The following is a 21,785-nucleotide window of genomic DNA, read 5'->3' as shown; positions in this document are numbered from 1 at the left end:
GAGGACACCGAGAGCCATGCCGCAGCAGCAGAACGCCGCCCAGCGCGAACCCGAGCGGGCCGAGACCATCCTGCGGGTGTTCGACACCGCCTTCGGCCGGCTGCTGGCCGAGGACCCGGCGGCGTTCCGGGTGAAGTTCCGCAAGATGGCCGCCTCCGCCTTCGCCTTCTACCGGGGCACCGCCGGGCTTTACTACGCCGACCTGACGACGGCTCCGTTCGAGGCCTACGGCACGCCGTTCCTGGACGCCCGGACCAGCCGGGTCTGGATCCACGGCGACCTGCACGCGGAGAACTTCGGCACCTACCTCAACTCCGAGGGCCGGCTGGTCTTCAACGTCAACGACTTCGACGAGGCCTACGTCGGCGCCTTCACCTGGGACGTGCAGCGGCTCGCCGCCAGCCTGGCGCTGCTCGGCTACGCCAAGGCGCTCTCCGACCGGACCATCTCCGAGCTGGTGCGCGCCTTCGCCGACGCCTACCGGGCGCGGATCGGCGCGCTGGCCGCCGGCGACCAGGCCGAGGCGTACACCCTGGACACGGCCGAGGGCCCGCTGCTGGAGACGCTGCGCCGGGCCCGGCTGCAGACCCGGGTGGCGCTGCTGGAGCAGGACACCGTGATCGACGGCTACGAGCGCCGGTTCCGCTCCGGCGGCGGCACCATCCCGCTGAACGAGGAGACCGAGGGCGAGGTGCTGGCCGCCTTCGAGCAGTACCTGGCCACCCTGCCGCCGGCCACCCGGACCAGGCCGGAGGCGCTGCGGGTGAAGGACGTGGTGGGGCGCCGGGGCATCGGCATCGGCAGCGCCGGGCTGCCCTCGTACAACGTGCTGCTGGAGGGCCACACCGACGCCCTCGAGAACGACGTGATCATCTACCTGAAGCAGGGTCAGACCCCGGCCGTCTCGCGCCACGTGACGGACCCGGCGATCCGGGAGTTCTTCACCCACGAGGGCCACCGCACCGTCATCTCGCAGCGGGCGCTCCAGGCGCACAGCGACCCGTGGCTGGGCTGGACCACCTTCCGGGGCCAGGGGATGCTGGTCGCCGAGGTCTCCCCGTACTCCTCGGACCTGGACTGGAGCGACCTCACCGAGGCTGCCGACCTGCTCGACGTGGTGACCCACCTGGGCCGGGCCACCGCCGGGATGCACGCGGCGGCCGACGTCTCCTCCAGCGGCCACGGGCTGGTGCCGTTCTCCACCGAGCACGCCATCGACGCCGCGATCGGCGGCCGGGGCGAGGCCTTCGCCGACATGCTGGTGGAGTTCGCCCACGCCTACGGGGACCGGGCCCGGCTGGACCACCAGATCTTCGTCGACCTGTTCCGCAACGGCCGGATCCCCGGCCTGGGCTGAGCAGCGGCCCCCTCGCGGATCAACTCCCGGACGGGAGAAGGACGGTGAGCACCGCGCCGCCCTCACCCGGGGCCACCACGAGGGTGCCGCCGTGGCCGGTGGCGATCTCACGGGCGATCGGCAGCCCGAGGCCCGAGCCACCCACCGCCCGGGTGCGGGCGTCGTCGAGCCGGGTGAAGCGCTCGAAGACCCGCTCCCGGTCCGCCTCCGGGATGCCGGGTCCGTCGTCCCGCACCTCCAGCCGGACCGCGCCGTCCTCGACCGCCAGCCGGACGGCGACGGCGCGGTCCGCGTGGCGGCAGGCGTTGTCCACCAGGTTGCGCATCAGCCGCTCCAACTGCACGGCGCTGCCGACCACTTCGGCCCGCCCGTCGATCTCCGAGCTGATCCGCAGGCGGGCGGCGCGGGGCAGGTGCCGGTACTCCTCGACCAGGTCCAGCACGAGCCCGGTCAGGTCCACCGGCCCGCCCGCCGACCGACCCGCCGGCGCGCCGGGGCCGCTGTCCAGGCGGTTGAGCAGCAGCAGGTCGTCGGTGAGCCGCTGCAGCCGCTCGATGTCGCCGACCGCCTCCCGCACCACCTGCGGCCAGTGCACCCCGGCCGGGTGGGCGAGCGAACCCTCCAGCGAGGCGCGGAGGTTGGCGATCGGGCTGCGCAGCTCGTGCGAGGCGTCGCCGACGAACCGGCGCTGCAGCTCCGCCGAGTGCTCCAGCCGGTCCAGGATCTCGTTGGTGGTGACCGCCAGCTTGGTCAGCTCGTCCCCGCTGCGCGGCACCGGCACCCGCCGGTCCAGCGAACGGACGCTCAGCTCGGCGAGCCCGCGCCGGATCGCCTCCACCGGGCGCAGCGCCCGGCCCGCGGTCAGCCAGGCCGTGGTACCCACCACCAGGGCGATGGTGGGCATCCCGACCTCCGCCATCCAGTAGATCCTGAAGGTCTCGTACCCGACGCCCGTGAACTGGAGGTCCAGGTTCCACAGCACCGGCGAGACGACGGCCATCGGCACCATGGCGGCGGCCGCGGCGAGCATCGCCGAGCGGGCCCGCATCGGCGCGTCCCGGCCGAGCGGTGCCAGGGCGAAGCGCGTCACCAGGGCGACCACCACGCCGAACTGCGGAGCGGCGGCCCGCGGTCCCCACTCGGCCACCGCCTCGACCACGAACGGGTAGAGCGAGTCGTAGGCGGTCAGCCAGCGGAGGTCACCCCAGAGCAGCAGGGCGGCCGCGGCCCCGGACAGCAGGGCGGCCTGCGGGCCGCGCGCCGGGGCCGCCCAGCGGGCGGCGACCCAGGCCACCCCCGCGACCAGGGCGCCCATCAGCAGCGGCCCGGGCAGGCCGAGCGGTCCGAGCAGCGGGTCGAAGTGGTTCACGGCGCGCAGTTCCGCCATGCCCTCCGGCGGCCGCAGGTCGCCCTTGAGGGCCGTCGGGGCCACCGCCAGCAGCACGAACCCGGCCGCCGCCGCCCCGGTGGCCAGTGCGGCGACCACCTCCCGGTGCCCCCGGGCCCAGGCCGCCGCGCTACGCCGCACGGCCGACCAGCCGGTAGCCGACCCCGCGCACGGTGGTGATGGTCTCCCGGTCGAACGGTGCGTCGATCTTCCTGCGCAGCGAACTCACGTACACCTCCACGATGTTGAGGTCCCCCTCGTAGTTGGCGTCCCAGACCTGGTCGACCACCTCGATCTTCGGGACCACCTCGTCCACCCGCTGCGCCAGGCACTCCAGCACCGCGAACTCCTTGGCCGTCAGCTCGATCCGCTCCTCGCCCCGGCCGCAGGTCCGCGCCGCCGGGTCGAGCCAGAGGTCGTCGACCCGCAGCACCGTCCGGCCCTTGGCCGCGCCGCCCCGGCGCAGCAGGGCGCGCAGCCGGGCCTCCAGCACCACGTAGGAGAAGGGCTTGGCCAGGTAGTCGTCGGCGCCGGTGTCCAGCGCCTCGGCCTCGTCGTACTCGCCGTTCTTGGCGGTGAGCATCAGGATCGGGGTCTCCACTCCGGCCCGGCGCAGGCGGTCGCAGACCCGGTAGCCGTTCAGGCCGGGCAGCATCACGTCGAGCACGATCGCCGCGTACGGGCGCTCGGACGCGGCCCAGAGGCCGTCCCGCCCGTCGTGCTCCACGTCCACGGCGTACCCGGCCGCGGTCAGGCCCCGGCGCAGGGCCTCGGCCAGCCGTACCTCGTCCTCGATCACCAGCAAGCGCATCCGCTCAGTATCCACACCGTCGGCGGGGCTCCCTGAAGCGCTCTTCAGGGTCCTTCAGCGGGGCTTCAGCGGCGCGGTGTGAGCCTCGGGGCCTCCCGACCGCACCCGAACCACCGGAGAGCGCCCCGATGACGACGGCCACCGCCCCCGCCCCCACCACCGCGCCGACGAGGCCGGCCCCACCGCGCCGACGGCGGAACGCCGGCCCGTGGGCGGTCGGGGCCGGGGTCTTCGCGGTGTACGCGGCGGTGGCGCTGCGGCTGCACGCCCGCTTCGAGACCACCGGGTACGACCTGGGCATCTTCGGCCAGGCGGTGCGCCACTACGCGGCCGGGCAGTGGCCGGCCTCGGAGCTGCGCAGCGAGGGCGCACCGGGCCTGACGGCGTTTCCGCTGCTCGGCGACCACTTCCACCCGGTGCTGGCGCTGCTCGGCCCGCTGTACGCGCTGGTGCCGCGGGTGGAGCTGCTGCTGGTGGCGCAGGCCGCGCTGGTGGCGCTCTCCGCCGGTGTGGTGACCGGCTGCGCGGCCCGGAGGGGCCTCCGGGGCGCCCCGGCCCTCGGGGTGGCCTACGCCGGTGCCTGGGGGCTGCAGTCGCTGATCGGCTTCGACTTCCACGAAGTCGCCTTCGCCGTGCCGCTGTTGGCGCTCTCGCTGGCCGCCTGGCTGGACGGGCGGTGGACCGCCTGCGCCTGGTGGGGGGCGGCACTGCTGCTGGTGAAGGAGGACATGGGGCTCACCGTGGCGGCGATCGGCGTGCTGCTGATCCGCCGTCACCTGCGGGCCGGGCTGCTGCTCTGCGTGGGCGGGCCGCTGGCCATGGCGCTGGTGCTGCTGGTGGTGCTGCCGGCCTTCAGCCCGAGCGGCGGGTACGGCTACCTGGACTCCGCCTCCGGCACCTTCGGGCTGTTCCAGGGGCTGGACACCAAGGCGAACACCGTGCTGATGCTGCTGCTGCCGACCGGCCTGCTGGCGGTGCGCAGCCCGCTGCTGCTGGTCGCCCTGCCCACCCTGGCCTGGCGGTTCGCCTCGGGGAACACGGTCTACTGGGGCACCTCGCACCACTACTCGGCGGTGCTGATGCCGGTGGTCTTCCTGGCCCTGGTGGACACCCTGTCCCGGCTCCGGGCGCACCGGCGGACCGCCACCGTGCTGCCCGCCGCGCTGCTCGCGGTCGCGGCCCTGGCCACCGTCACCACGGCCCCGTTCGGCCCGCTGCTGCTGGCCCGGGCCGGCACGCCCTCGTTCTGGACCGCCTCGCCGCGGACGGCGGCCGGCGGCGCGGCGCTGGCCCTGGTGCCGGACGGCGCGGTGGTCGCCGCCTCCAACAGCATGGCCCCGCACCTGACCGACCGGACCACCGTCTACCTGCTCACCCCGGGCGCCTTCGCGGCGGGCCGGCCCGTCCCCGAGTGGCTGGTCGCCGACGACGCCTCGGTCTGGCCGGGCCCGACGGCGGCCGCGCTGGGCGCGGCCGCCGGGTACGAGCGGCTCTACTCCGCCGAGGGCTTCAGCGTCTGGAAGCGGGTGCCCTGACGGTCCGTCAGGCCGCGGCCTCGGCGTCCAGCTCGGCCAGGAAGTCCAGCGCCACGGCCCAGGTCCGCTCGGCGGCCTCGGCGTCGTAGTCGGGCAGCTCGGCGTCGGTGTAGAGGTGGCCCGCGCCACGGTAGCGGTGGATCTCGACGTCGGCCCCGGCCTTGGTCATGTTGAGGTACCAGGCGTTCAGCCAGTCCTCGGGCTCGAAGGCGTCCGGCTCGGCGACGTGCAGCTGCACCGGGAGGGAGGTGGCGGCGTCCTCGCGGATGTCGGAGGTGCCGTGCAGCAGGAGCAGGCCGAGGGCCTTCTCGTCGGCCAGCGCGAGGTTCTGCGCGAGCGCGGCGCCGAGCGAGTACCCGGCGTAGACCAGGCGCGCGTCCGGGACGAGCAGCGGGGCGACGGCCGTCACGGCGCGGCGCAGCAGCTCCTCGCTGCCCAGCTCCTCCTTGTACGCCATGGCCTCCTCGACGTCCTCGAAGGTGCGGCCCTCGAAGAAGTCGGGGGTGTGCACCTCGTGCCCGGCGGCCCGGAGCCGCTCGGCGGCCCGGTGCACGGCCGGCCGCAGGCCGTAGACGGAGTGGAACAGGACGATCTGGGCCACGACGGGGTCCTCACCTCGGATGTTCGGGACTAACGCTCCATCATCGCCCACGCCACCGACGGACCGGTCCGCCCCACGCTCCGGTGAAGGGCCGACGAACAGTCAGCGCGACCCCTGGACAAGTACTTACCGCTCAGTAGCCTTGTCGGACGTGACTGAGCCCACAGATGCCCTGTCCTCCGCCCGGCCGCGTCGCCGCCGGGTCCTCCAGGCCGCCGCGCTGACCGCCGGCGCCGCCGCCCTCCCGCTGGCCGCGGCCACCACGGCCACCGCCGCCTCCGCGCCGCAGTTCCTGCACGGCGTCGCCTCCGGCGACCCGCTGCCGGACGGCGTGCTGCTCTGGACCCGCGTCACCCCGATCCCCGAGGCCCTGCCCGGCTCGCTCAAGGGGCCTGACACCCAGGTGAGTTGGCAGCTCGCGGAGGACCAGGGCTTCACCGCCGTGGCCGCCTCCGGCACCGTCACCACCACCGCCGCCACCGACCACACGATCAAGGTGGACGTGCGCGGCCTGCGCCCGGCGACCCGCTACTGGTTCCGCTTCACCGCCGAAGGCGTCACCTCCCCGGTCGGCCGCACCGCCACCACCCCGGCCACCGACGCCGCCACCGCGCACCTGCGCTTCGGCGTGGCCAGCTGCGCCAACTGGGAGGCCGGCTACTTCTCCGCCTACCGCCACCTGGCGGCCCGCGGCGACCTGGACGCCTTCCTCTTCCTCGGCGACTACATCTACGAGTACGGCACCGGCCAGTTCGCCGCCCGGGGCAGCGTGGTGCGCCCGCACGCGCCCGCCCACGAGATCCTGAACCTCTCCGACTACCGCACCCGGCACGGCCGTTACAAGACCGACCCGGACCTCCAGGCGCTGCACGCCACCGTCCCCACCATCGCCATCTGGGACGACCACGAGGTGGCCAACGACGCCTGGTCCGGCGGTGCCGAGAACCACACCCCGGGCACCGAGGGCAGCTGGGCCGACCGGGTCGCGGCGGCCAAGCAGGCCTACTTCGAGTGGATGCCCGTCCGCCCCTCGATCGCCGGCACCACCTACCGCCGGCTGCGCTACGGCAAGCTGGCCGACCTCTCGCTGCTGGACCTGCGGTCCTTCCGCTCCGAGCAGGCCAAGGCGGCCACCTCCGGGGTGGACAGCCCGGACCGCACCATCACCGGCCGGGCCCAGCTGGACTGGCTGAAGGCCGGCCTCTCCGCCTCGGACACCACCTGGCGGCTGGTCGGCAACTCGGTGATGATCTCGCCGGTCGCCTTCCTCTCGCTGCCCGGCTACCTGCTGCGCCCGCTGGCCCAGCTGCTCGGCCTGCCCGCCGAGGGCCTGGCCGTCAACCCGGACCAGTGGGACGGCTACACCCACGACCGGCGCGAGCTGCTCGGCCACCTGAAGGACCGGGGCATCCGCAACACGGTCTTCCTGACCGGCGACATCCACTCGGCCTGGGCCTCCGACGTGCCGCACGAGGCGGCCACCTACCCGTTCTCGGGCAGCGCGGCCACCGAGTTCACCGTCACCTCGGTCACCTCGGACAACATCGACGACTTCCTCAAGGTCGCCCCGCAGACCGTCTCGCTGGTCGCCGCCGCCGCGATCCAGGCGGCCAACCCGCACGTCAAGTGGGTGGACCTCGACTCGCACGGCTACGGCGTCCTGGACGTCACGCCGGAGGCGGTCCAGATGGACTACTACGTGCTCTCCGACCGCACCAAGAAGGACGCCACCAGCCGCTGGGCCCGCGGCTACCGGACCCGCTCCGGCACCCAGCAGGTCGAGCGGGCCAAGTCCCCGCGCTGACCGCGCACCCGAGGGGCGGCGGCTGACCCGTCGTCAGCCGCCGCCCCTCGGCGATCTTGCGCCGGGCCGGGCGGCGGAGTGGAATGGGCCGGGTGGAACAGACCCCTACCGCCCTCACGCCCGCCCAGGTGGACGCCTACCTGGCCCGGATCGGCGCCACCCGCCCGGACCGGCCGGACCACGCGGCGCTGGCCGCGCTGCACCGCGCCCACCTGCTCGCGGTCCCCTTCGAGAACCTCTCCATCCACCTCGGCGAGCCCGTGGTGCTGGAGCCCGCCGCCCTGCTGGCCAAGGTGGTGGAGCGGCGGCGCGGCGGCTTCTGCTACGAACTCAACGGCCTGTTCGCCGAGTTGCTCCGCGCCCTGGGCTTCCGGGTGACCCTGCTGGCCGCCCGGGTGTACGCCGCACCCGACCGGCTCGGCATCCCGTTCGACCACCTCGCCCTGCGGGTGGACCTGGACGGGCCCTGGCTGGCCGACGTCGGCTTCGGCAGCTTCGCCCGCGAGCCGCTGCGGCTGGACCTGACGGGTGCTCAGCAGGACCCCTCGGGGAGCTTCACCGTCCGCCCGGACGGCGAGGACCTGGTGGTCTCCCAGGACGGCGAGGCCCAGTACCGGCTGGAGCTCCGCCCCCGCGAGCTGGCCGACTTCGTCCCCACCTGCTGGTGGCACACCACCTCGCCGGGCTCGCACTTCACCCGCTCGACGGTCTGCTCCCGCCAGCTCGCGGACGGCCGGCTGAGCCTCAGCGGCACCCGGCTGATCCGCACCACGGCGGACGGCACCCGCACCGTCGAGGAGCTGACCGAGGCGGAGACCCTGGCCGCGTACGAGGAGCGCTTCGGCTTCACCCTCCCCCACCTGCCGAAGGTCCTCCACCCGGCGCCCTGACCTGACCGACGGTCAGCGCCGCAACGCGAAGTCACCGCCGAGCCTGTAGAACTCCGGTCCGGCAGCCGGCCCGGGCGCCTCGCAGCGGAACGCCTTCGGCGGCGCCGCCGGGTCGTCGTAGGGCGGGAGGGCCCAGGCCACCCTCGGGTGGCCGTCGGCGTCGGTGCGGAAGGCGAAGGAGGTCTCCGGGTGCCAGTCCGGGCGGGCCGGCTGCGCGGGCTGCCCGGGCGGGAAGGTGAAGACGGTCTTCTCCACCCGCCCGGTGAGCACCGGGAAAGCCGCGTCGGCCGGGCCCGCCAGGGTCAGGCAGTCGACCGCGGCGGTGAACTCGACGGACCCCTCGAAGCCGCCGTCCGCGTTCAGGAAGGTGTGCTTCATGACGACCCGGCCCTCGGCCCGGACCGGCCCCCCGCCACCGCCGGGCCGCCGTACCGCGCGGGCGTCGATCGCCAGGTCCACCCGATCCGGCTGGGTGGCCACCGGCCCGTGCACGTCCAGCCGGGCACGGCCCAGCAGCCGCAGCGGACCGGCGGCGTGCGCCCCGGCCACCGGCTCGAAGGCCGAGGCCCACCCGGCGCCGTGCGGTACGGCCGTCGCCACCGGTGCGGCCGTCGCCACCGGCGCGACGGTGGCCAGCACGCAGGCGGCCAGGGCGATCACCGGAAGTACCTTGCGCATGACGGTCCCTCATCTCCTCGCGGCGGCGCACCCCCTGTGCGCCACCACGACGATCCCGCGCCCGGCCCCCTCGGCACGTCGCCCCCGAGGACGGCCCGGCCTTCCCCCGCGCGGGGGAGACAGCCCCTAGTCCTGTGGCTCGGCGCCGAGGGCGTACAGGCCCGGCAGGTTGACCACGATGGCCTCCTGGGTGCTGCGGGCGATCACCACCACGGCCTCCTCGGTCGGGTCCGGGTTCTCCTCGCGGTGCGGGACGAACGGCGGGACGAAGATGTAGTCGCCCGGGCCGGTGCGCAGCCGGATCTCCTCCGGGGTGCCGGAGGAGTCGTCGACGAAGACGAACTCGGGGTGGCCGCTGACCACGTGGATCGCGGTCTCCGAGTCGCCGTGGTGGTGGTCGGAGGAGGAGGTGGACGGGGCGACGTGGGTCTGCCCCATCCAGAGCTTCTCCGAGCCGACCGTCCTCCCGCTGACCGCCGCGAACCGCCGCATGCCGCCGGTCTGCGCGGTGTCGCCGTCCAGCTCCCCGGCCTTCACGTGGTGCAGCCGGGCGCGCAGCCCGCCGGCCGGGGCCGGCTCACCCTCGTGCAGGTGCGGGTGGAAGCCGGTGCCGGCCACGGTCGTCGGCCCGGCGGCCTGGCTCTGACGGTCCGGCAGGTGGGCGGTGGACATGGCAGCTCCTCGGGACGGGGCGGTGGACCAGGGCACGCGGGCACGCGGCAGGCAGCGGCGACGGGCCCGGGGCGCGCGGTGTGCGGCGCCCGGCGGAGAAGCCCGGCCGGGTTCGGACGCTAGGCCCGCCGGCGAAAGGATGTCAAGAGGTGTCCTTTCCGGCCCGCCGCCACACCCCGCACCTGACAAGGGACTTGAGCATCCACCCGGCCGGGGGATACTCGCCCCATGCATATCTCCGCCAAGGCGGACTACGCCGCGCGCGCTCTGGTCGAGCTCGCCTGCGACACGTCCCGCCCGCTCACCTGCGAGGCCATAGCCGACGCCCAGGGCATCCCGTTCCGCTTCCTCAAGTCCGTGGTGGGCGAGCTGCGCCGGGCCGGTCTGGTGCGCAGCCAGCGCGGCTGCGAGGGCGGCTACTGGCTGGCCCGGGCCGCCGACCGGATCAGCCTGCTCGACGTGGTGCGCGCGGTGGACGGCGAGGTGATCACCCTGCGCGGGGAGCCGCTGGCGGGCCTGGACTACCCGGGCCCGGCCCACGGGCTGCCCGCCGTCTGGCGCAGTGTGGAGGACCGCGCCGTGGAGATCCTGACCGGCACCACGGTGGCCCACCTGGTCGACCGGGCCCGACAGGTGACGCCGGTATGACGCCGCCCCCGCCGCCGCCTCCGCCGGGCTCGGTGGAGGTCGCCGAGTTCACCGATCCGATGTGCCCGTGGTCCTGGGGCGCCGAGCCCCGGCTGCGGGAGCTGCGGCGGGAGTGGGGCGGGGCGGTGGAGCACCGGCGGGTGTTCGCGATCCTCTTCGACGAGGACGAGGAGCCGGCGCCCGATCCGGCGGCCGAGGCGGCCTGGTTCAGCCGCTACGTGGCCGAGGTCGCCGGGCACACCGGCGCCCCGCACGCCGCCGAACTGCGGTGGGTGGCGGCGAGCAGCTGGCCGTCCGCACTGGCGGCGGCCGCGGCGGAGGCCCAGGGGCCGGCGGTGGCCGAGGAGGTGCTGCGGCGGCTGCGGGAGAGCGCCTTCCTCCGGGGCGAACCGGCCGACAGCGAGCGGCGGGTGGCCGCCGCACTGGCCGGGGCACCGGGGCTGGACCTGGCCCGACTGCTGGCCGAGGCCGCCGGGCCGCGGGTACGGGCCCGGGTGGCCCGGGACCGCGCCGAGGCGCGGCGGCCCGCCCCCGAGGTGATCGGGCTGCGCGGCACGGGCCCGCACCCGGGCGGGGCCAAGGAGACCGAGGACGGCCACCGCTACGCGCTGCCCACCCTGGTGTTCAGCGGCCCCGCCGGGCGCCGGGTGGTGCCGGGCTGGCGCCCGGCCGAGGAGTACCGCACGGCCCTGGCCGAGGTCGCCGCGCGACACTGAGACGTCACGTTCCCGTGGTCCGGCGCAGCGCTCCGCCGTCCGGCGGCGGCGGGGCCCCGACCCTCCGTGGTCGACTCAACGTCCCTCTGTGAACGGCGTGTTGAGGGGGCGTTGCAGCAGCCTGGGAGTAATCAGACACCTTTTGGTGTCCATTGACAGCGCGTCGCGCGGCTGGCCAGGATGAGGCCATGAACCCGATGCAGCCGCGGCTTCCCCAGCCGCCCGCCGGGCCCTGTTGTTGACCGGGCCCCGCCCGTAGCGCCCTCGCGCTCCGCCCCGTCACACCTCCGCCGCACCCCCTTCGGTACGCCTCCTTCACCCCCTTCACCGCGTCCACCGCGCCCCGCCGCGCCGTGTCCCGACGCGCCCCTCCCCCCGTGCCCACCACGAAAGGTGACGATCCGTCATGACCAGCCCCTCCGCCCCCCGCCCGCTGCTCGGCAGACGCTCCCTGCTCGGCCTGGGCCTCGGCCTCGGCGCCTCGCTGGCCCTCGCCGCCTGCGGCGACGCCGGGCGGGCCGGGGCCGGCAGCGGCGGTGGCGCGGCGGGCGGCACCCTCAAGTGGGGCTGGGCGCTGCCGACTTCGTGGGACCCGGTGTTCTCCTCGGCCGGCTGGGACGTGCACGGGCTGTCGCTGGTGTACGCGGGTCTGACCAAGCTGGACGAGAAGGGCGACGCCGTACCCGCGCTCGCCGCCTCCTGGTCGTACAGCCCGGACGGCGGCGCGGTGACCTTCAAGCTCCGCCCCGGCCTGACCTTCTCGGACGGCGCCCCGCTGGACGCCACCGCCGTGAAGAAGAGCCTGGACCGCGGCCGGACCGCCCCGAAGTCGCTGGTGGCCCCGCAGTTGGCGAGCGTCAAGGAGATCACCGCCCCCGATCCGCAGACCGTGGTGCTCCAACTCGCCAAGCCCGACTACCAGATCCCCAACCTGCTGGCCGGCAAGACCGGCATGGTGGTCAACCCGGCCGCCTTCGAGGCGGACGCCGCCGCGCTGGCCACCAAGCCGGCCGGCTCCGGCCCGTTCGCCCTGGTCTCGTACACCCAGAACGCCAAGGCGGTGCTCAGGCGCAACCCGTCCTACTGGGACGCCGCCGCGATCCGGCTGGAGAACTTCGAGCTGCACCCGCTGCCCGACGCGACCACCGTGGTCGCCGGGCTGCAGTCCGGGCAGTTCGACGTGGCGCAGATCCCGGGCAGCCAGGTGGCCGCCGCCAAGGCGGCCGGACTGGAGGTGCAGGAGATCCCGTCGCTGGTGGTCGCGGTGCTGGACGTCAACGTCGAGAAGGCACCGTTCGACAACCCCAAGGTGGTCGAGGCGCTCAAGTACGCGATCGACCGCGAGGCCCTGGTGAAGACCCAGCTGTTCGGTCACGGCGAGGTCAACTACCAGCCCTTCCCGAAGGGTTACGTCGGCCACGACCCCGCGCTCGCGGACGCCTTCAGGTACGACCCGGCCAGGGCCCGCACCCTGCTGGCCGAGGCCGGCTTCCCGAACGGGGTCGACCTGGCGCTGACCACCACCGTCGCGCAGGGCCTGCCCGAGCAGCTCCAGGCCCAGCTCAAGGAGGTCGGCATCCGGGCCTCGATCGACGTGATCCCGGCCGCCCAGGCCACCCAGATCATGTACATCCAGCACTCCAAGGCACTGGCCAGCGACCAGTTCGCGGGCCGCGACTCGGCCGCCCAGGCCTTCCAGGTGCTGTTCGGCGAGCAGGGGTTGATGAACCCGGGGCGGCGCACCCCGCCTGAGCTGACGGCGGCGGTCGAGCTGGTCTCGCGCACCCCGCTGGACTCCCCCGAGTACCCGAAGGTGCTGCAGGCCGCCACCGCGCTGGCCGTCCGGACCATGCCCAACACCTTCCTCTACAGCGTCCCGCGCCTGCTGGCCCGGCGGAAGTCGGTCTCGCCGATCCCGTCCTTCACCGTGGTCCAACGCTTCGAGGGGGTGACCGCGTCATGAGCACCACCGTCCTTCCACGGAAGGCGGGTTGGGCACCGCCCCTGCTCCGCCGGGCGGCCCGGGCACCGCGTCCGCTCGGGCGGGTGCTGGCGGGCACCGCCACCGTCTTCCTGATCTCCTCGCTGCTCACCTTCGGCCTCGGCGCGGTCTCCGACGCCAACCCGGCCGCCGCCGTGCTCGGCGAGACCGCCACCCCGGCCGACATCGCCCGGCTGGACCACGCCTTCGGCCTGGACCGTCCGCTGCCGGTGCAGTACGGCAGTTGGCTGCTGCACGCGCTCGGCGGGGACCTCGGGGTCTCCTGGTTCACCACCGTGCCGGTGGCCGACTCGATCGCCACCGCGCTGCCGGTGGACCTCTCGATCGCCGGGCTGGCCCTGCTGCTGGCCGTGCTGCTGGGCGGCGCGGCCGGGATCGCGGCGGCACTGGACCACGGCGGCCGGGTGGACCGGGCGGTCACCGCCGTCTGCACCCTGCTGGGCACCCTGCCCGCCTTCGTGGTCGCGATCGGGCTCATCACCCTGGTCGCCGTCCAGCTGCGGCTGCTCCCCTCGGGCGGCTACGTGCCGTTCGGTCAGGACCCGGGCGAGTGGCTGCGGTTCGCCGTCCTGCCCGCGCTGGCCCTCAGCCTGGACGCGGCCGCCGGGATCGCCCGCCAGCTGCGCACCTCGCTGGTGGCCGAGCTGCGCCGCAACTACGCCACCGGCGCGGTGATGCGCGGCCTGTCCGGCCGCCGGGTGCTGCTCGGACACGCGCTGCGCAACGCGGCCGGGCCCGCCGTCACCGTGCTGGGCATGAGCGTGCCGGTGCTGATCGGCGGCGCGGTGGTCACCGAGCGGATCTTCAACCTGCCCGGGATCGCCCAACTCTCGCTCCGGGCGGCCGAACAGCACGACGTGCCGGTGATCCAGGGCACCCTGCTGGTCACCGTCGCGGTGGTGCTGGTCGCCAACCTCACGGTGGACGCCCTGCTGTACGTGCTCAACCCGGCGGCCCGCCGCCCCGCCGGCGGGGGTGCCCGGTGAGCACGCTGCGGGTGCCGGTCGCCCGCGCGGCACTGGCGGTACTGGCCGCCGTCCTGCTGCTGGCACTGTTCGGCGGGACGCTCGCCCCGCACGACCCGCTGGCCCAGGACACCGCCGCCGCCCTGCGCGGCCCCGGAGCCGGCCACCTGCTGGGCACCGACTACCTCGGCCGGGACGTGCTCAGCCGGCTGCTGGCCGGCACCGGGCTCTCGGTGCTGGCCGCCGTCGAGGCGGTCGCGGTGGCCGCCCTGCTCGGGGTGGTGCCCGGGCTGCTCTCGGTTCGCTTCGGCACCGCCGGGACGTGGCTGGCGCTGCGGGCGGTGGACTCGCTGATGACCCTGCCGTTCACGCTGTTCGCGATCGCCGCCGTCGGCCTGCTCGGCAACGGCCTGCACCAGGCGATGGTCGCGCTCGGCGTGCTGCTCTCCCCGCTGTTCTTCCGGGTGGTGCGCGCCGCCGCGCTCGGCCTGGACCGCGCCCAGTACGTGGCCGCGGCCGAACTGATGGGCGCCTCCCGGGCCTGGATCCTGCGGGTGCACACCTGGCGCAAGGTCCTGCCGACGGTGGCCGTGACCACCGCGCACGCGCTGGCCACCAGCCTGCTGGCGGTCTCCTCGCTGACCTTCCTCGGCATCGGTGTCCAGCCACCCGCCCCGACCTGGGGCGGCATGCTGGCCGGTGACCTCGGCTACCTGGCCCAGCAGCCCTGGGCCCCGGCCGTGCCGGCCACCCTGATCGTGCTCACCATCGGGGCGCTCAACCTGCTCGCCGACGTGCTGGCCGACACCGACCACACCGGGCCGAAGCCCTCCCGTCGGCGGCCGACTCCCGTGGTGCGCAGTACGGTTGACGCTCCGCCGGTAGGCGAAGCGCTGCGCGTCGAGGGCCTGCACGTCACGGTGGGGCACGGCCGCACCGAGGCCGTCCGGGACGTCTCCTTCACCGTCCGCCCCGGCGAGGCCGTCGGCCTGGTCGGCGAGTCCGGCAGCGGGAAAACCCTGACCTGCCGCTCGGTGCTCGGCCTGCTCGCCCCCGGGGTGGAGGTCGCGGCCGGACGGATCGCCCTCGGCCCCTCCCCCGACGGCGGCTCCCCGGCGGTCGAACTGACCGGCCTGACCGACCGTCAGTGGCAGCGGCTGCGCGGCGACCGCCTGGGCGCGGTCTTCCAGGACCCGGGCTCCTACCTCAACCCCGCGCTCACCGTGGGCCGCCAGCTCGGCGAGCCGCTGCGCACCCGGCTCGGCCTGAGCCGGGCGGAGGCCCGCCGCCGGGCGGTGGAGCTGTTCGCGGCGGTCGGCCTGCGCGATCCGCAGACCGTCCACGACAGCTACCCGCACGAGCTCTCCGGCGGCATGCTGCAGCGCGTCCTGATCGCCGTCGCGGTCGCCGAGGACCCGGGCCTGCTGGTGGCCGACGAGGCGACCACCGCACTGGACACGGTGGTCCAGGCCGAGGTGCTGGACCTGCTCGACCGGCTGCGCCGGGAGCGCGGGCTGGCCCTGCTGCTGGTCAGCCACGACCTGGCGGTGGTGGCCGAGGTCTGCGACCGGATCCTGGTGTTCTACGCCGGGGAGATCGTCGAGGAGGGCCCCACCGCCGAGGTGGTCGCCGCACCCGCCCACCCGTACACCGAGGCGCTGCTGCGGGTCGCCTCGCTCGGCCGCCGCGACCGGCGCAAACTGGCGGTCATCCCGGGCCGCCCGCCCGAGCCCGGCGCCGGCGGCCCCGGCTGCCGCTTCGCCGCCCGCTGCGCGTACGCCACCGCGGCCTGCACAGCGGCGGACGTCGCCCTCGCCCCGGCCGGCGCCGACCGGCGGGTGCGCTGCGTCCGGGCCGCCGACCTCGCCCTCGGCGGGACGTCAACCACCCAGCAGGAAAAGGGACTTCGAACGGAGGCCACCGTATGAGCACCGCCGCCCGGACCGCTCCCGCCCTGCGGATCAGCGGCCTCTCGGTCGGCTACGGCCGCACCCAGGTTCTCGCCGGGGTGGACCTGGAGGCGCACGCGGGCGAGGTGCTCGGGCTGATCGGCGAAACCGGCTCCGGCAAGACCACCCTCGCCAAGGCGGTGGTGGGCCTGGCCCCGGTCACCGCCGGGCGGATCACCGTGGACGGCCGCGAGCTCGGCGCGCTGCGCGGCCGCGAGCTGCGGGCGGTCCGCCGCTCCGGCGCGGTGCAGTACCTGTTCCAGGACCCGCTGCGCTCGCTGGACCCGGACCTGACGGTGGCCCGGCTGGTGGGCGAACCGCTCGCGGTGGCCGGCGTGCCGCGGACCGAACGGGACGGCCGGGTCCGTGAGGCGCTCGAACTGGTCGGCCTGGACGCCGCGTTGGCCGACCGCACGCCGGGCCGGCTGTCCGGCGGACAGCGGCAGCGGGTCTCGGTGGCCCGGGCGATCGTCGGCCGGCCGCGGCTGCTTCTCGCGGACGAGCCGGTCAGCGCCCTGGACGCCTCCAACCGCAACCACGTGCTGCGCCTGCTGGACCGGCTCCGCCGCGAGCTGGACCTGGCCGTGGTGGTGATCTCGCACGACCTGGACTCGCTCTCCGGGATCGCCGACCGGATCGCCGTGCTCTACCGCGGCCGGATCGTCGAACAGGGCCCCGCCCAGGCGGTGTTGGAGCGGCCCGCGCACCCGTACGCCGCCCTGCTGGGCGCCGCCTCGCCGAGCCTGGACCCGTCGCGGCGGGCCGCGCTGGCCCTGCTGCGCGGCCCCGGACCGGGGATCACCGGCCCCGGAGCCTGCACCTTCGCCCACCGCTGCCCGTTCGCCGACCGGGCCTGCGCCGAGCTCCCCGCACCGCAGCCGGTGGCCGAGGACCACTCCGTCGCCTGCCACCACTCCCCCGACTGGCGCACCCGGCTTCCCCGTTGACCCCTCCCGCTCCCGGAGCCCCCCATGCCCGCACTCCGCCCGCCCGAACTCGACCGGCTGCCCGAGCTCACCGCCGCCCTGGCGACCCGGGCCGCCGAGCACGACCAGGACGCCTCCTTCCCGTACGAGGGGATCCAACTCGCGCACGAGGCAGGCCTGTTGACCGCCACCGTGGCCACCCGCCACGGTGGGCCCGGCGGCGGCCTGGCCGACACCGTCCGCATCCTGCACGCACTCGGGGCCGGTGATCCGGCGGTGGCCCTGGTCACCGCGATGACCCTGTTCACGCACGCCGCCGAGGCCCACGAACCGCACTGGCCCACCGAACCGTTGGCCGAACTGCTGGCCGAGTCCGCGGTCCGCCCGACCTTGGTCAACCACGTCCGGGTGGAGCCCGAGCTCGGCACCCCGGTCCGCGGCGGTCTGCCGGCCACGGTGGCCCGGCAGGTGGGCGACGCCTGGGAGTTGACCGGCCGCAAGATCTACTCGACCGGCGCCCCCGCACTGCGCTGGCTGCTGGTCTGGGCCCGCACCGAGGAGGCCGAGCCCCGGGTCGGCTCCTTCCTGGTCCGGGCCGACCGCCCCGGCATCACCGTCGAGCCGACCTGGGACCACCTCGGGCTGCGGGCCAGCCGCAGCGACGACCTGCTGTTCGACGCGGTGCGCGTCCCGCTCGACCACACCGCCCGGCTGACCGTCCCCGACCCGGCGGGCGGCCGGGACGCCCTCGGCGGCGCCTGGAACTCGCTCGGCCTGGCCGCCCTCTACCTGGGCGTGGCCCGGGCCGCGCAGTCCTGGCTCACCGGCTTCCTGCACGAGCGCACCCCGACCGCCCTCGGCGCCCCGCTCGCCACCCTCCCCCGGTTCCAGACCGAACTCGGCACCATCGAGGTCGAACTCACCGGAGCGGAGCGGCTGGTGACCGCCCTGGCCGAGTCGGTGGACCTGGGCGACCCGCAGGCCGCCGAGGAGGGCCCGGGCGCCAAGCTGCTCGCCACCCGGGCCGCCGTCGACTCCGTGCAGCGCGCCGTCGCCCTCACCGGCAACCCCGGCCTGACCCGCCGTCACCCGCTCCAGCGCCACCTGCGCGACGTGCTCTGCAGCCGGGTGCACACCCCGCAGGACGACACCGTCCTGCTCGCCCGGGGCCGGGCCGCCCTGCTCCGCCCCTTCCCTGCCTCCCTCTGACGCCCCCTCCGACCACCCCAGCGCCCCACCGCCCCGAAAGGCAGTCCGCCATGTCCGTCGAGTTCATCGGCATGATCTCCACCCACGACGTCTCGGAGACCCGCCCGGCCCACGGCCCGGTGGTCGACCCGGACTACACCCGTCGGTTCGCCCGGGCCCACGAGGAGGCCGGCTTCGACCGCATCCTGGTCGCCCACTCCTCCGCCAGCCCGGACCCCAACCAGGTCGCCGCGTACGCCGCCGCGAACACCGAGCGGCTCGGCCTGCTGATCGCCCACCGCCCCGGCTTCATCGCCCCGACGGTGGCCGCCCGCACCTTCGCCACCCTGGACCAGTTCTCCGGCGGCCGGGTGGCCGTGCACATCATCACCGGCGGCCACGACGCCGAGCAGCGCCGGGACGGTGACTACCTCTCCAAGGACGAGCGCTACGCCCGCACCGACGACTACCTGACCGTGCTCACCCGCGCCTGGACCGAGGAGGAGCCCTTCGACCACGAGGGCCCGTACTACCGCTTCGCCGACTTCAAGTCCGAGGTCCGGCCCGCCCGGCAGTCAGGTATCCCGCTGTTCTTCGGCGGCTCCTCCGAGGCCGCCTACCGGGTCGGCGGCAAGCACGCGGACACCTTCGCGCTCTGGGGCGAGCCGCTGGCCGAGACCGCCCAGCAGATCGCCTCGGTCCGCGCGGCCGCCGTCGCGGCCGGGCGCACCGACGTCCCGGGCATCAGCGTCTCGTTCCGGCCGATCCTGGGCCGCACCGAGGAGGAGGCCTGGGAGCGGGCGGAGGGGATCCTGGCCACCGTCAAGGAGCGCGCCGACGTCTTCGGCGGCCGCCGCCAGGTGCTCCCGGTCGGCCCCGGCGCCACCCCGCAGAACGTCGGCTCGCAGCGCCTGCTGGCCGCCGCCGCCAAGGGCGACCGGCACGACCGGGCGCTGTGGACCGCACCCGCCGCGGCCACCGGCGCGGCCGGGAACTCGACCGCCCTGGTCGGCACCCCGGAGACCGTCGCCCAAGCCCTGCTGGACTACGTGGACATCGGCGCCACCACCCTGCTGATCCGCGGCTACGACCCGCTGGACGACGCGGTCGACTACGGCCGCGAGCTGCTGCCGCTGGTCCGTCAGGAGGTCGCCCGCCGGGACGCCCTGAAGGCCCGTGAGGCGGCGGCGCAGGCCGAGGCCGAGGCCCGCGCGGAGCACGCGGTGGCCGCCCGATGAGCACCGCGACCACCACTGCCGCCACCACCGCGACCGCGACCACCGCCACCGTCCCCACCGGGGCCGTGGTCTGGGAGCCGGCCGCCGGGGCGGCGCTCCGGGGCGCCGTGCTGCTGCTCCCCGGCCGGGGCGAACACCCCGGCGTGTACGGCCGGTTCGGCCGACGGCTGGCCTTCGACGGCTACCGAGTCGCCGCGCTGCCGCAAGCCCCCGGGCAGCTGGCCGCGTGGGTCACCGAGGCCCGCTCCCGACTCCCGGACGGCGCACCGGTCGTGCTGGCCGGCTCGGACACCGGTGCCCTGCACGCCCTGGCCTCCGCCGAGGCCGCCGCACCCGACGGCCTGCTGCTCGTCGGCCTTCCGTCCACGGAACTCATCCCCCAGAATGACGAGTTGACCGCCCGAACGGCCTGCCCCGCCCACCGCGGCCTGCTCGACACCGACCCCGACTACCGCCCCGGCGCACTCGCCGAGCCCGTCCCGGCCGCCCTGACCCAGGCCGCCGGCCGGGCCGCCCCCGCCGTCCCCGTCCTGCTGCTGCACGGCGCGGCCGACCCGGTCTCGCCGCCCGCCACCGCGCACCGCCACGCGGCGCGCCTCGGCGCCGAGTTGGTGCTGGTCACCGACGGCCGCCACGACGCGCTGAACGACGCCCCGCACCGCAGCGTCGCGGCCGCCGTGGTGCAGTGGCTGGAGCGCCTGCGCGGCGGCCCGCACCTCCCCGCCCAGCTGACCACCGTGACGCCCGCGCGCACCGAAGGAGCCCCGGCATGACCACCACCGACGAACGCCCGGCCACCGCGACCCCGGCCGACCTGCTGCGCTCCACCCTCCGCCAGTACGCCTCCGGGGTCACCGTGATCACCGCCACCGGCCCCGCCGGACCGGCCGGCTTCACCGCCACCTCCTTCACCTCGGTCAGCCTGGACCCGGCCCTGGTCTCCTTCTACGTCTCCGCCACCGCCTCCTCGGCACCGGCCGTCCGGGCCGCCGAGGCCTTCACCGTGCACGTCCTGCGGCACGGGCAGCGGGAGTTGGCGACCCGCTTCGCCCGCAGCGGCATCGACCGCTTCGCCGGGACGGGCTGGCACACCGGCCCGCACGGCACCCCGCTGCTCCCCGGAGCCGCCGCCCGGCTAACCGCCCGGACGGTGCAGATCACCCCGGTCGGCGACCACCTGCTGGTGGTCGGCGAGGTGGTGACGGCCGACACCGACGGCGGCGCGCCGCTGGTCCACCACGACGGCGGCTACGGCGGGTTCGCCGCCGACCCGAGGGGCTGACCCCGGTGGCGCCGACCTCCGGGCCCCCGAGCCCCGGGACGCTGACCGCGCACTGGTTCCTGCCGACCACCGGCGACAGCCGCCAGGTGGTCGGCGGCGGCCACGGCTCCACCCCCGGCACGGCGGGGACGGACCGGCCGCCGAGCATCGCCTACCTCGGCCAGATCGCCCGCACCGCCGAGCAGTTGGGCTTCACGGGGGCGCTCACCCCGACCGGGGCCTGGTGCGAGGACGCCTGGCTCACCACGGCGATGCTGACCCAGGTGACCGAGCGGCTGAAGTACCTGGTGGCCTTCCGCCCGGGCCAGCTCAGCCCGACCCTGGCCGCCCAGATGGCCACCAGCTACCAGAACCAGTCCGGCGGCAGGCTGCTGCTCAACGTGGTCACCGGCGGCGAGTCCGCCGAGCAGCGGGCCTACGGGGACTTCCTCGACAAGGCGGGCCGCTACGCCCGCACGGGTGAGTTCCTCGACATCACCGGCCGGCTCTGGCGGGGCGAGCGGGTGGACCACCACGGCGCCCATCTGCGGGTGGAGGGGGCGGAGCTGACCCGCCTGCCCGAGCCGGTGCCGGAGGTCTACTTCGGCGGCTCCTCCCCCGAGGCGGTCGAGGTGGCCGCCCGGCACGCGGACGTCTACCTCACCTGGGGCGAGCCGCCCGCGATGGTGGCCGAGAAGATCGCCCTGGTCCGGGCGGCGGCCGCCCGGCACGGGCGCAGCCCGCGCTTCGGCATCCGGCTGCACGTGATCAGCCGGGACGACTCCGAGGCCGCCTGGGCCGAGACCCGGCGGCTGCTGGCCGGGATGGACCCGGCCCGGATCGCCGCCACCCAGGAGGCGCTGGCCCGCAGCGAATCCGAGGGCCAGCGGCGGATGCGGCTGCTGCACGGCGGCTCGGCCGAGCGGCTGGAGGTCTCGCCCGGCCTCTGGGCCGGGATCGGCCTGGTGCGCGGCGGGGCGGGCACCGCCCTGGTGGGCAGCCACGCCGAGGTGGCCGACCTGATCGAGGAGTACCACCGGCTGGGCGTCGACGAGTTCGTGCTCTCCGGAGCCCCGCACCTGGAGGAGGCCTACTGGGTCGGTGAGAACGTGCTCCCGCTGCTGGCCGCCCGTGGCCTGTGGAAGCCCTCGTGAGGG

The 21,785-nt window shown here is 75.4% G+C and carries 20 protein-coding genes; 15 read left to right on the top strand and 5 right to left on the bottom strand.

Annotated elements, in window-relative coordinates:
• Nucleotides 1-16: 16 nt before the first annotated feature.
• Nucleotides 17-1,357: a DUF2252 domain-containing protein gene (locus ACWEPF_RS18705; RefSeq protein WP_452173457.1), complete on the top strand. Its 1,341-nt coding sequence runs from the start codon at nt 17-19 to the stop codon at nt 1,355-1,357.
• 19 nt (nt 1,358-1,376) lie between these two features.
• Here the strand turns inward: ACWEPF_RS18705 and ACWEPF_RS18700 are convergent, their stop codons facing one another.
• On the bottom strand, nt 1,377-2,885 hold the full coding sequence (locus tag ACWEPF_RS18700; protein ID WP_452173456.1) for a sensor histidine kinase: 1,509 nt from the start codon (nt 2,883-2,885) through the stop codon (nt 1,377-1,379).
• Complete coding sequence (locus tag ACWEPF_RS18695) at nt 2,875-3,555, bottom strand: winged helix-turn-helix domain-containing protein (protein ID WP_452173455.1); 681 nt, start codon at nt 3,553-3,555, stop codon at nt 2,875-2,877. Before ACWEPF_RS18695 ends, ACWEPF_RS18700 begins: the two co-directional genes overlap by 11 nt.
• Before the next feature lie 128 nt (nt 3,556-3,683).
• On the opposite strand from ACWEPF_RS18695, the gene ACWEPF_RS18690 reads away from it, so the two are divergent.
• Entirely contained in the window at nt 3,684-5,090 is a 1,407-nt protein-coding gene (locus ACWEPF_RS18690; protein WP_452173454.1) for a DUF2079 domain-containing protein, read from the top strand.
• 7 nt (nt 5,091-5,097) lie between these two features.
• Here the strand turns inward: ACWEPF_RS18690 and ACWEPF_RS18685 are convergent, their stop codons facing one another.
• On the bottom strand, nt 5,098-5,691 hold the full coding sequence (locus tag ACWEPF_RS18685) for a dienelactone hydrolase family protein (RefSeq protein ID WP_380148917.1): 594 nt from the start codon (nt 5,689-5,691) through the stop codon (nt 5,098-5,100).
• A 19-nt stretch (nt 5,692-5,710) separates the two neighbouring features.
• Between ACWEPF_RS18685 and ACWEPF_RS18680 the strand changes: the two genes are divergently transcribed.
• Nucleotides 5,711-7,495 carry an alkaline phosphatase D family protein gene (locus ACWEPF_RS18680; RefSeq protein WP_452173453.1) on the top strand — a complete coding sequence of 595 codons (1,785 nt, stop codon included), beginning with the start codon at nt 5,711-5,713 and terminating at the stop codon, nt 7,493-7,495.
• A gap of 83 nt (nt 7,496-7,578) precedes the next feature.
• The gene (locus tag ACWEPF_RS18675) at nt 7,579-8,385 is read left to right on the top strand and encodes an arylamine N-acetyltransferase family protein (protein ID WP_452173452.1); all 807 of its coding nucleotides are present in this window, start codon (nt 7,579-7,581) and stop codon (nt 8,383-8,385) included.
• A 12-nt stretch (nt 8,386-8,397) separates the two neighbouring features.
• On the opposite strand, the gene ACWEPF_RS18670 is transcribed toward ACWEPF_RS18675, so the two are convergent.
• On the bottom strand, nt 8,398-9,063 hold the full coding sequence (locus tag ACWEPF_RS18670) for a hypothetical protein (RefSeq protein ID WP_452173451.1): 666 nt from the start codon (nt 9,061-9,063) through the stop codon (nt 8,398-8,400).
• A 126-nt stretch (nt 9,064-9,189) separates the two neighbouring features.
• Nucleotides 9,190-9,735, bottom strand: a complete 546-nt coding sequence (locus ACWEPF_RS18665) for a cupin domain-containing protein (protein ID WP_452173450.1) — start codon at nt 9,733-9,735, stop codon at nt 9,190-9,192.
• A 228-nt stretch (nt 9,736-9,963) separates the two neighbouring features.
• Here ACWEPF_RS18665 and ACWEPF_RS18660 point away from each other — a divergent pair, with 228 nt between their 5' ends.
• The 11 genes from ACWEPF_RS18660 to ACWEPF_RS18610 all read left to right on the top strand — a co-directional run bounded on the left by ACWEPF_RS18660 (nt 9,964) and on the right by ACWEPF_RS18610 (nt 21,782).
• Nucleotides 9,964-10,383, top strand: a complete 420-nt coding sequence (locus ACWEPF_RS18660; protein ID WP_345289144.1) for an RrF2 family transcriptional regulator — start codon at nt 9,964-9,966, stop codon at nt 10,381-10,383.
• Nucleotides 10,380-11,099, top strand: coding sequence for a DsbA family protein (locus ACWEPF_RS18655; protein ID WP_452173449.1), 720 nt, complete (start codon nt 10,380-10,382; stop codon nt 11,097-11,099). Before ACWEPF_RS18660 ends, ACWEPF_RS18655 begins: the two co-directional genes overlap by 4 nt.
• 406 nt (nt 11,100-11,505) lie before the next feature.
• Nucleotides 11,506-13,062, top strand: a complete 1,557-nt coding sequence (locus ACWEPF_RS18650; protein ID WP_452173448.1) for an ABC transporter substrate-binding protein — start codon at nt 11,506-11,508, stop codon at nt 13,060-13,062.
• A complete protein-coding gene (locus ACWEPF_RS18645; RefSeq protein ID WP_345289140.1) occupies nt 13,059-14,087 on the top strand; it encodes an ABC transporter permease in 1,029 nt (342 codons plus the stop codon). Before ACWEPF_RS18650 ends, ACWEPF_RS18645 begins: the two co-directional genes overlap by 4 nt.
• The gene (locus ACWEPF_RS18640) at nt 14,084-15,994 is read left to right on the top strand and encodes a dipeptide/oligopeptide/nickel ABC transporter permease/ATP-binding protein (RefSeq protein ID WP_452173447.1); all 1,911 of its coding nucleotides are present in this window, start codon (nt 14,084-14,086) and stop codon (nt 15,992-15,994) included. The genes ACWEPF_RS18645 and ACWEPF_RS18640 overlap by 4 nt, the downstream gene beginning before the upstream one ends.
• Nucleotides 15,991-16,962 carry an ABC transporter ATP-binding protein gene (locus tag ACWEPF_RS18635; RefSeq protein ID WP_452173446.1) on the top strand — a complete coding sequence of 324 codons (972 nt, stop codon included), beginning with the start codon at nt 15,991-15,993 and terminating at the stop codon, nt 16,960-16,962. The genes ACWEPF_RS18640 and ACWEPF_RS18635 overlap by 4 nt, the downstream gene beginning before the upstream one ends.
• A 24-nt stretch (nt 16,963-16,986) precedes the next feature.
• Complete coding sequence (locus ACWEPF_RS18630) at nt 16,987-18,150, top strand: acyl-CoA dehydrogenase family protein (protein WP_452173445.1); 1,164 nt, start codon at nt 16,987-16,989, stop codon at nt 18,148-18,150.
• Nucleotides 18,151-18,200: 50 nt separating this feature from the next.
• On the top strand, nt 18,201-19,367 hold the full coding sequence (locus ACWEPF_RS18625; protein WP_452173444.1) for an LLM class flavin-dependent oxidoreductase: 1,167 nt from the start codon (nt 18,201-18,203) through the stop codon (nt 19,365-19,367).
• A complete protein-coding gene (locus ACWEPF_RS18620; protein WP_452173443.1) occupies nt 19,364-20,140 on the top strand; it encodes an alpha/beta hydrolase in 777 nt (258 codons plus the stop codon). Before ACWEPF_RS18625 ends, ACWEPF_RS18620 begins: the two co-directional genes overlap by 4 nt.
• Nucleotides 20,137-20,649, top strand: a complete 513-nt coding sequence (locus ACWEPF_RS18615) for a flavin reductase family protein (protein ID WP_449797400.1) — start codon at nt 20,137-20,139, stop codon at nt 20,647-20,649. The genes ACWEPF_RS18620 and ACWEPF_RS18615 overlap by 4 nt, the downstream gene beginning before the upstream one ends.
• A 5-nt stretch (nt 20,650-20,654) precedes the next feature.
• Nucleotides 20,655-21,782 (top strand): LLM class flavin-dependent oxidoreductase, encoded by a 1,128-nt coding sequence (locus ACWEPF_RS18610; protein WP_452173442.1) that lies wholly within the window; start codon nt 20,655-20,657, stop codon nt 21,780-21,782.
• Nucleotides 21,783-21,785: the final 3 nt, after the last annotated feature.

It is taken from the genome of Kitasatospora sp. NPDC004289 (genome assembly GCF_053602875.1).
The sequence above is the reverse complement of the archived record's forward strand: the minus strand, read 5'-3'. Positions and strand labels throughout refer to the sequence as shown.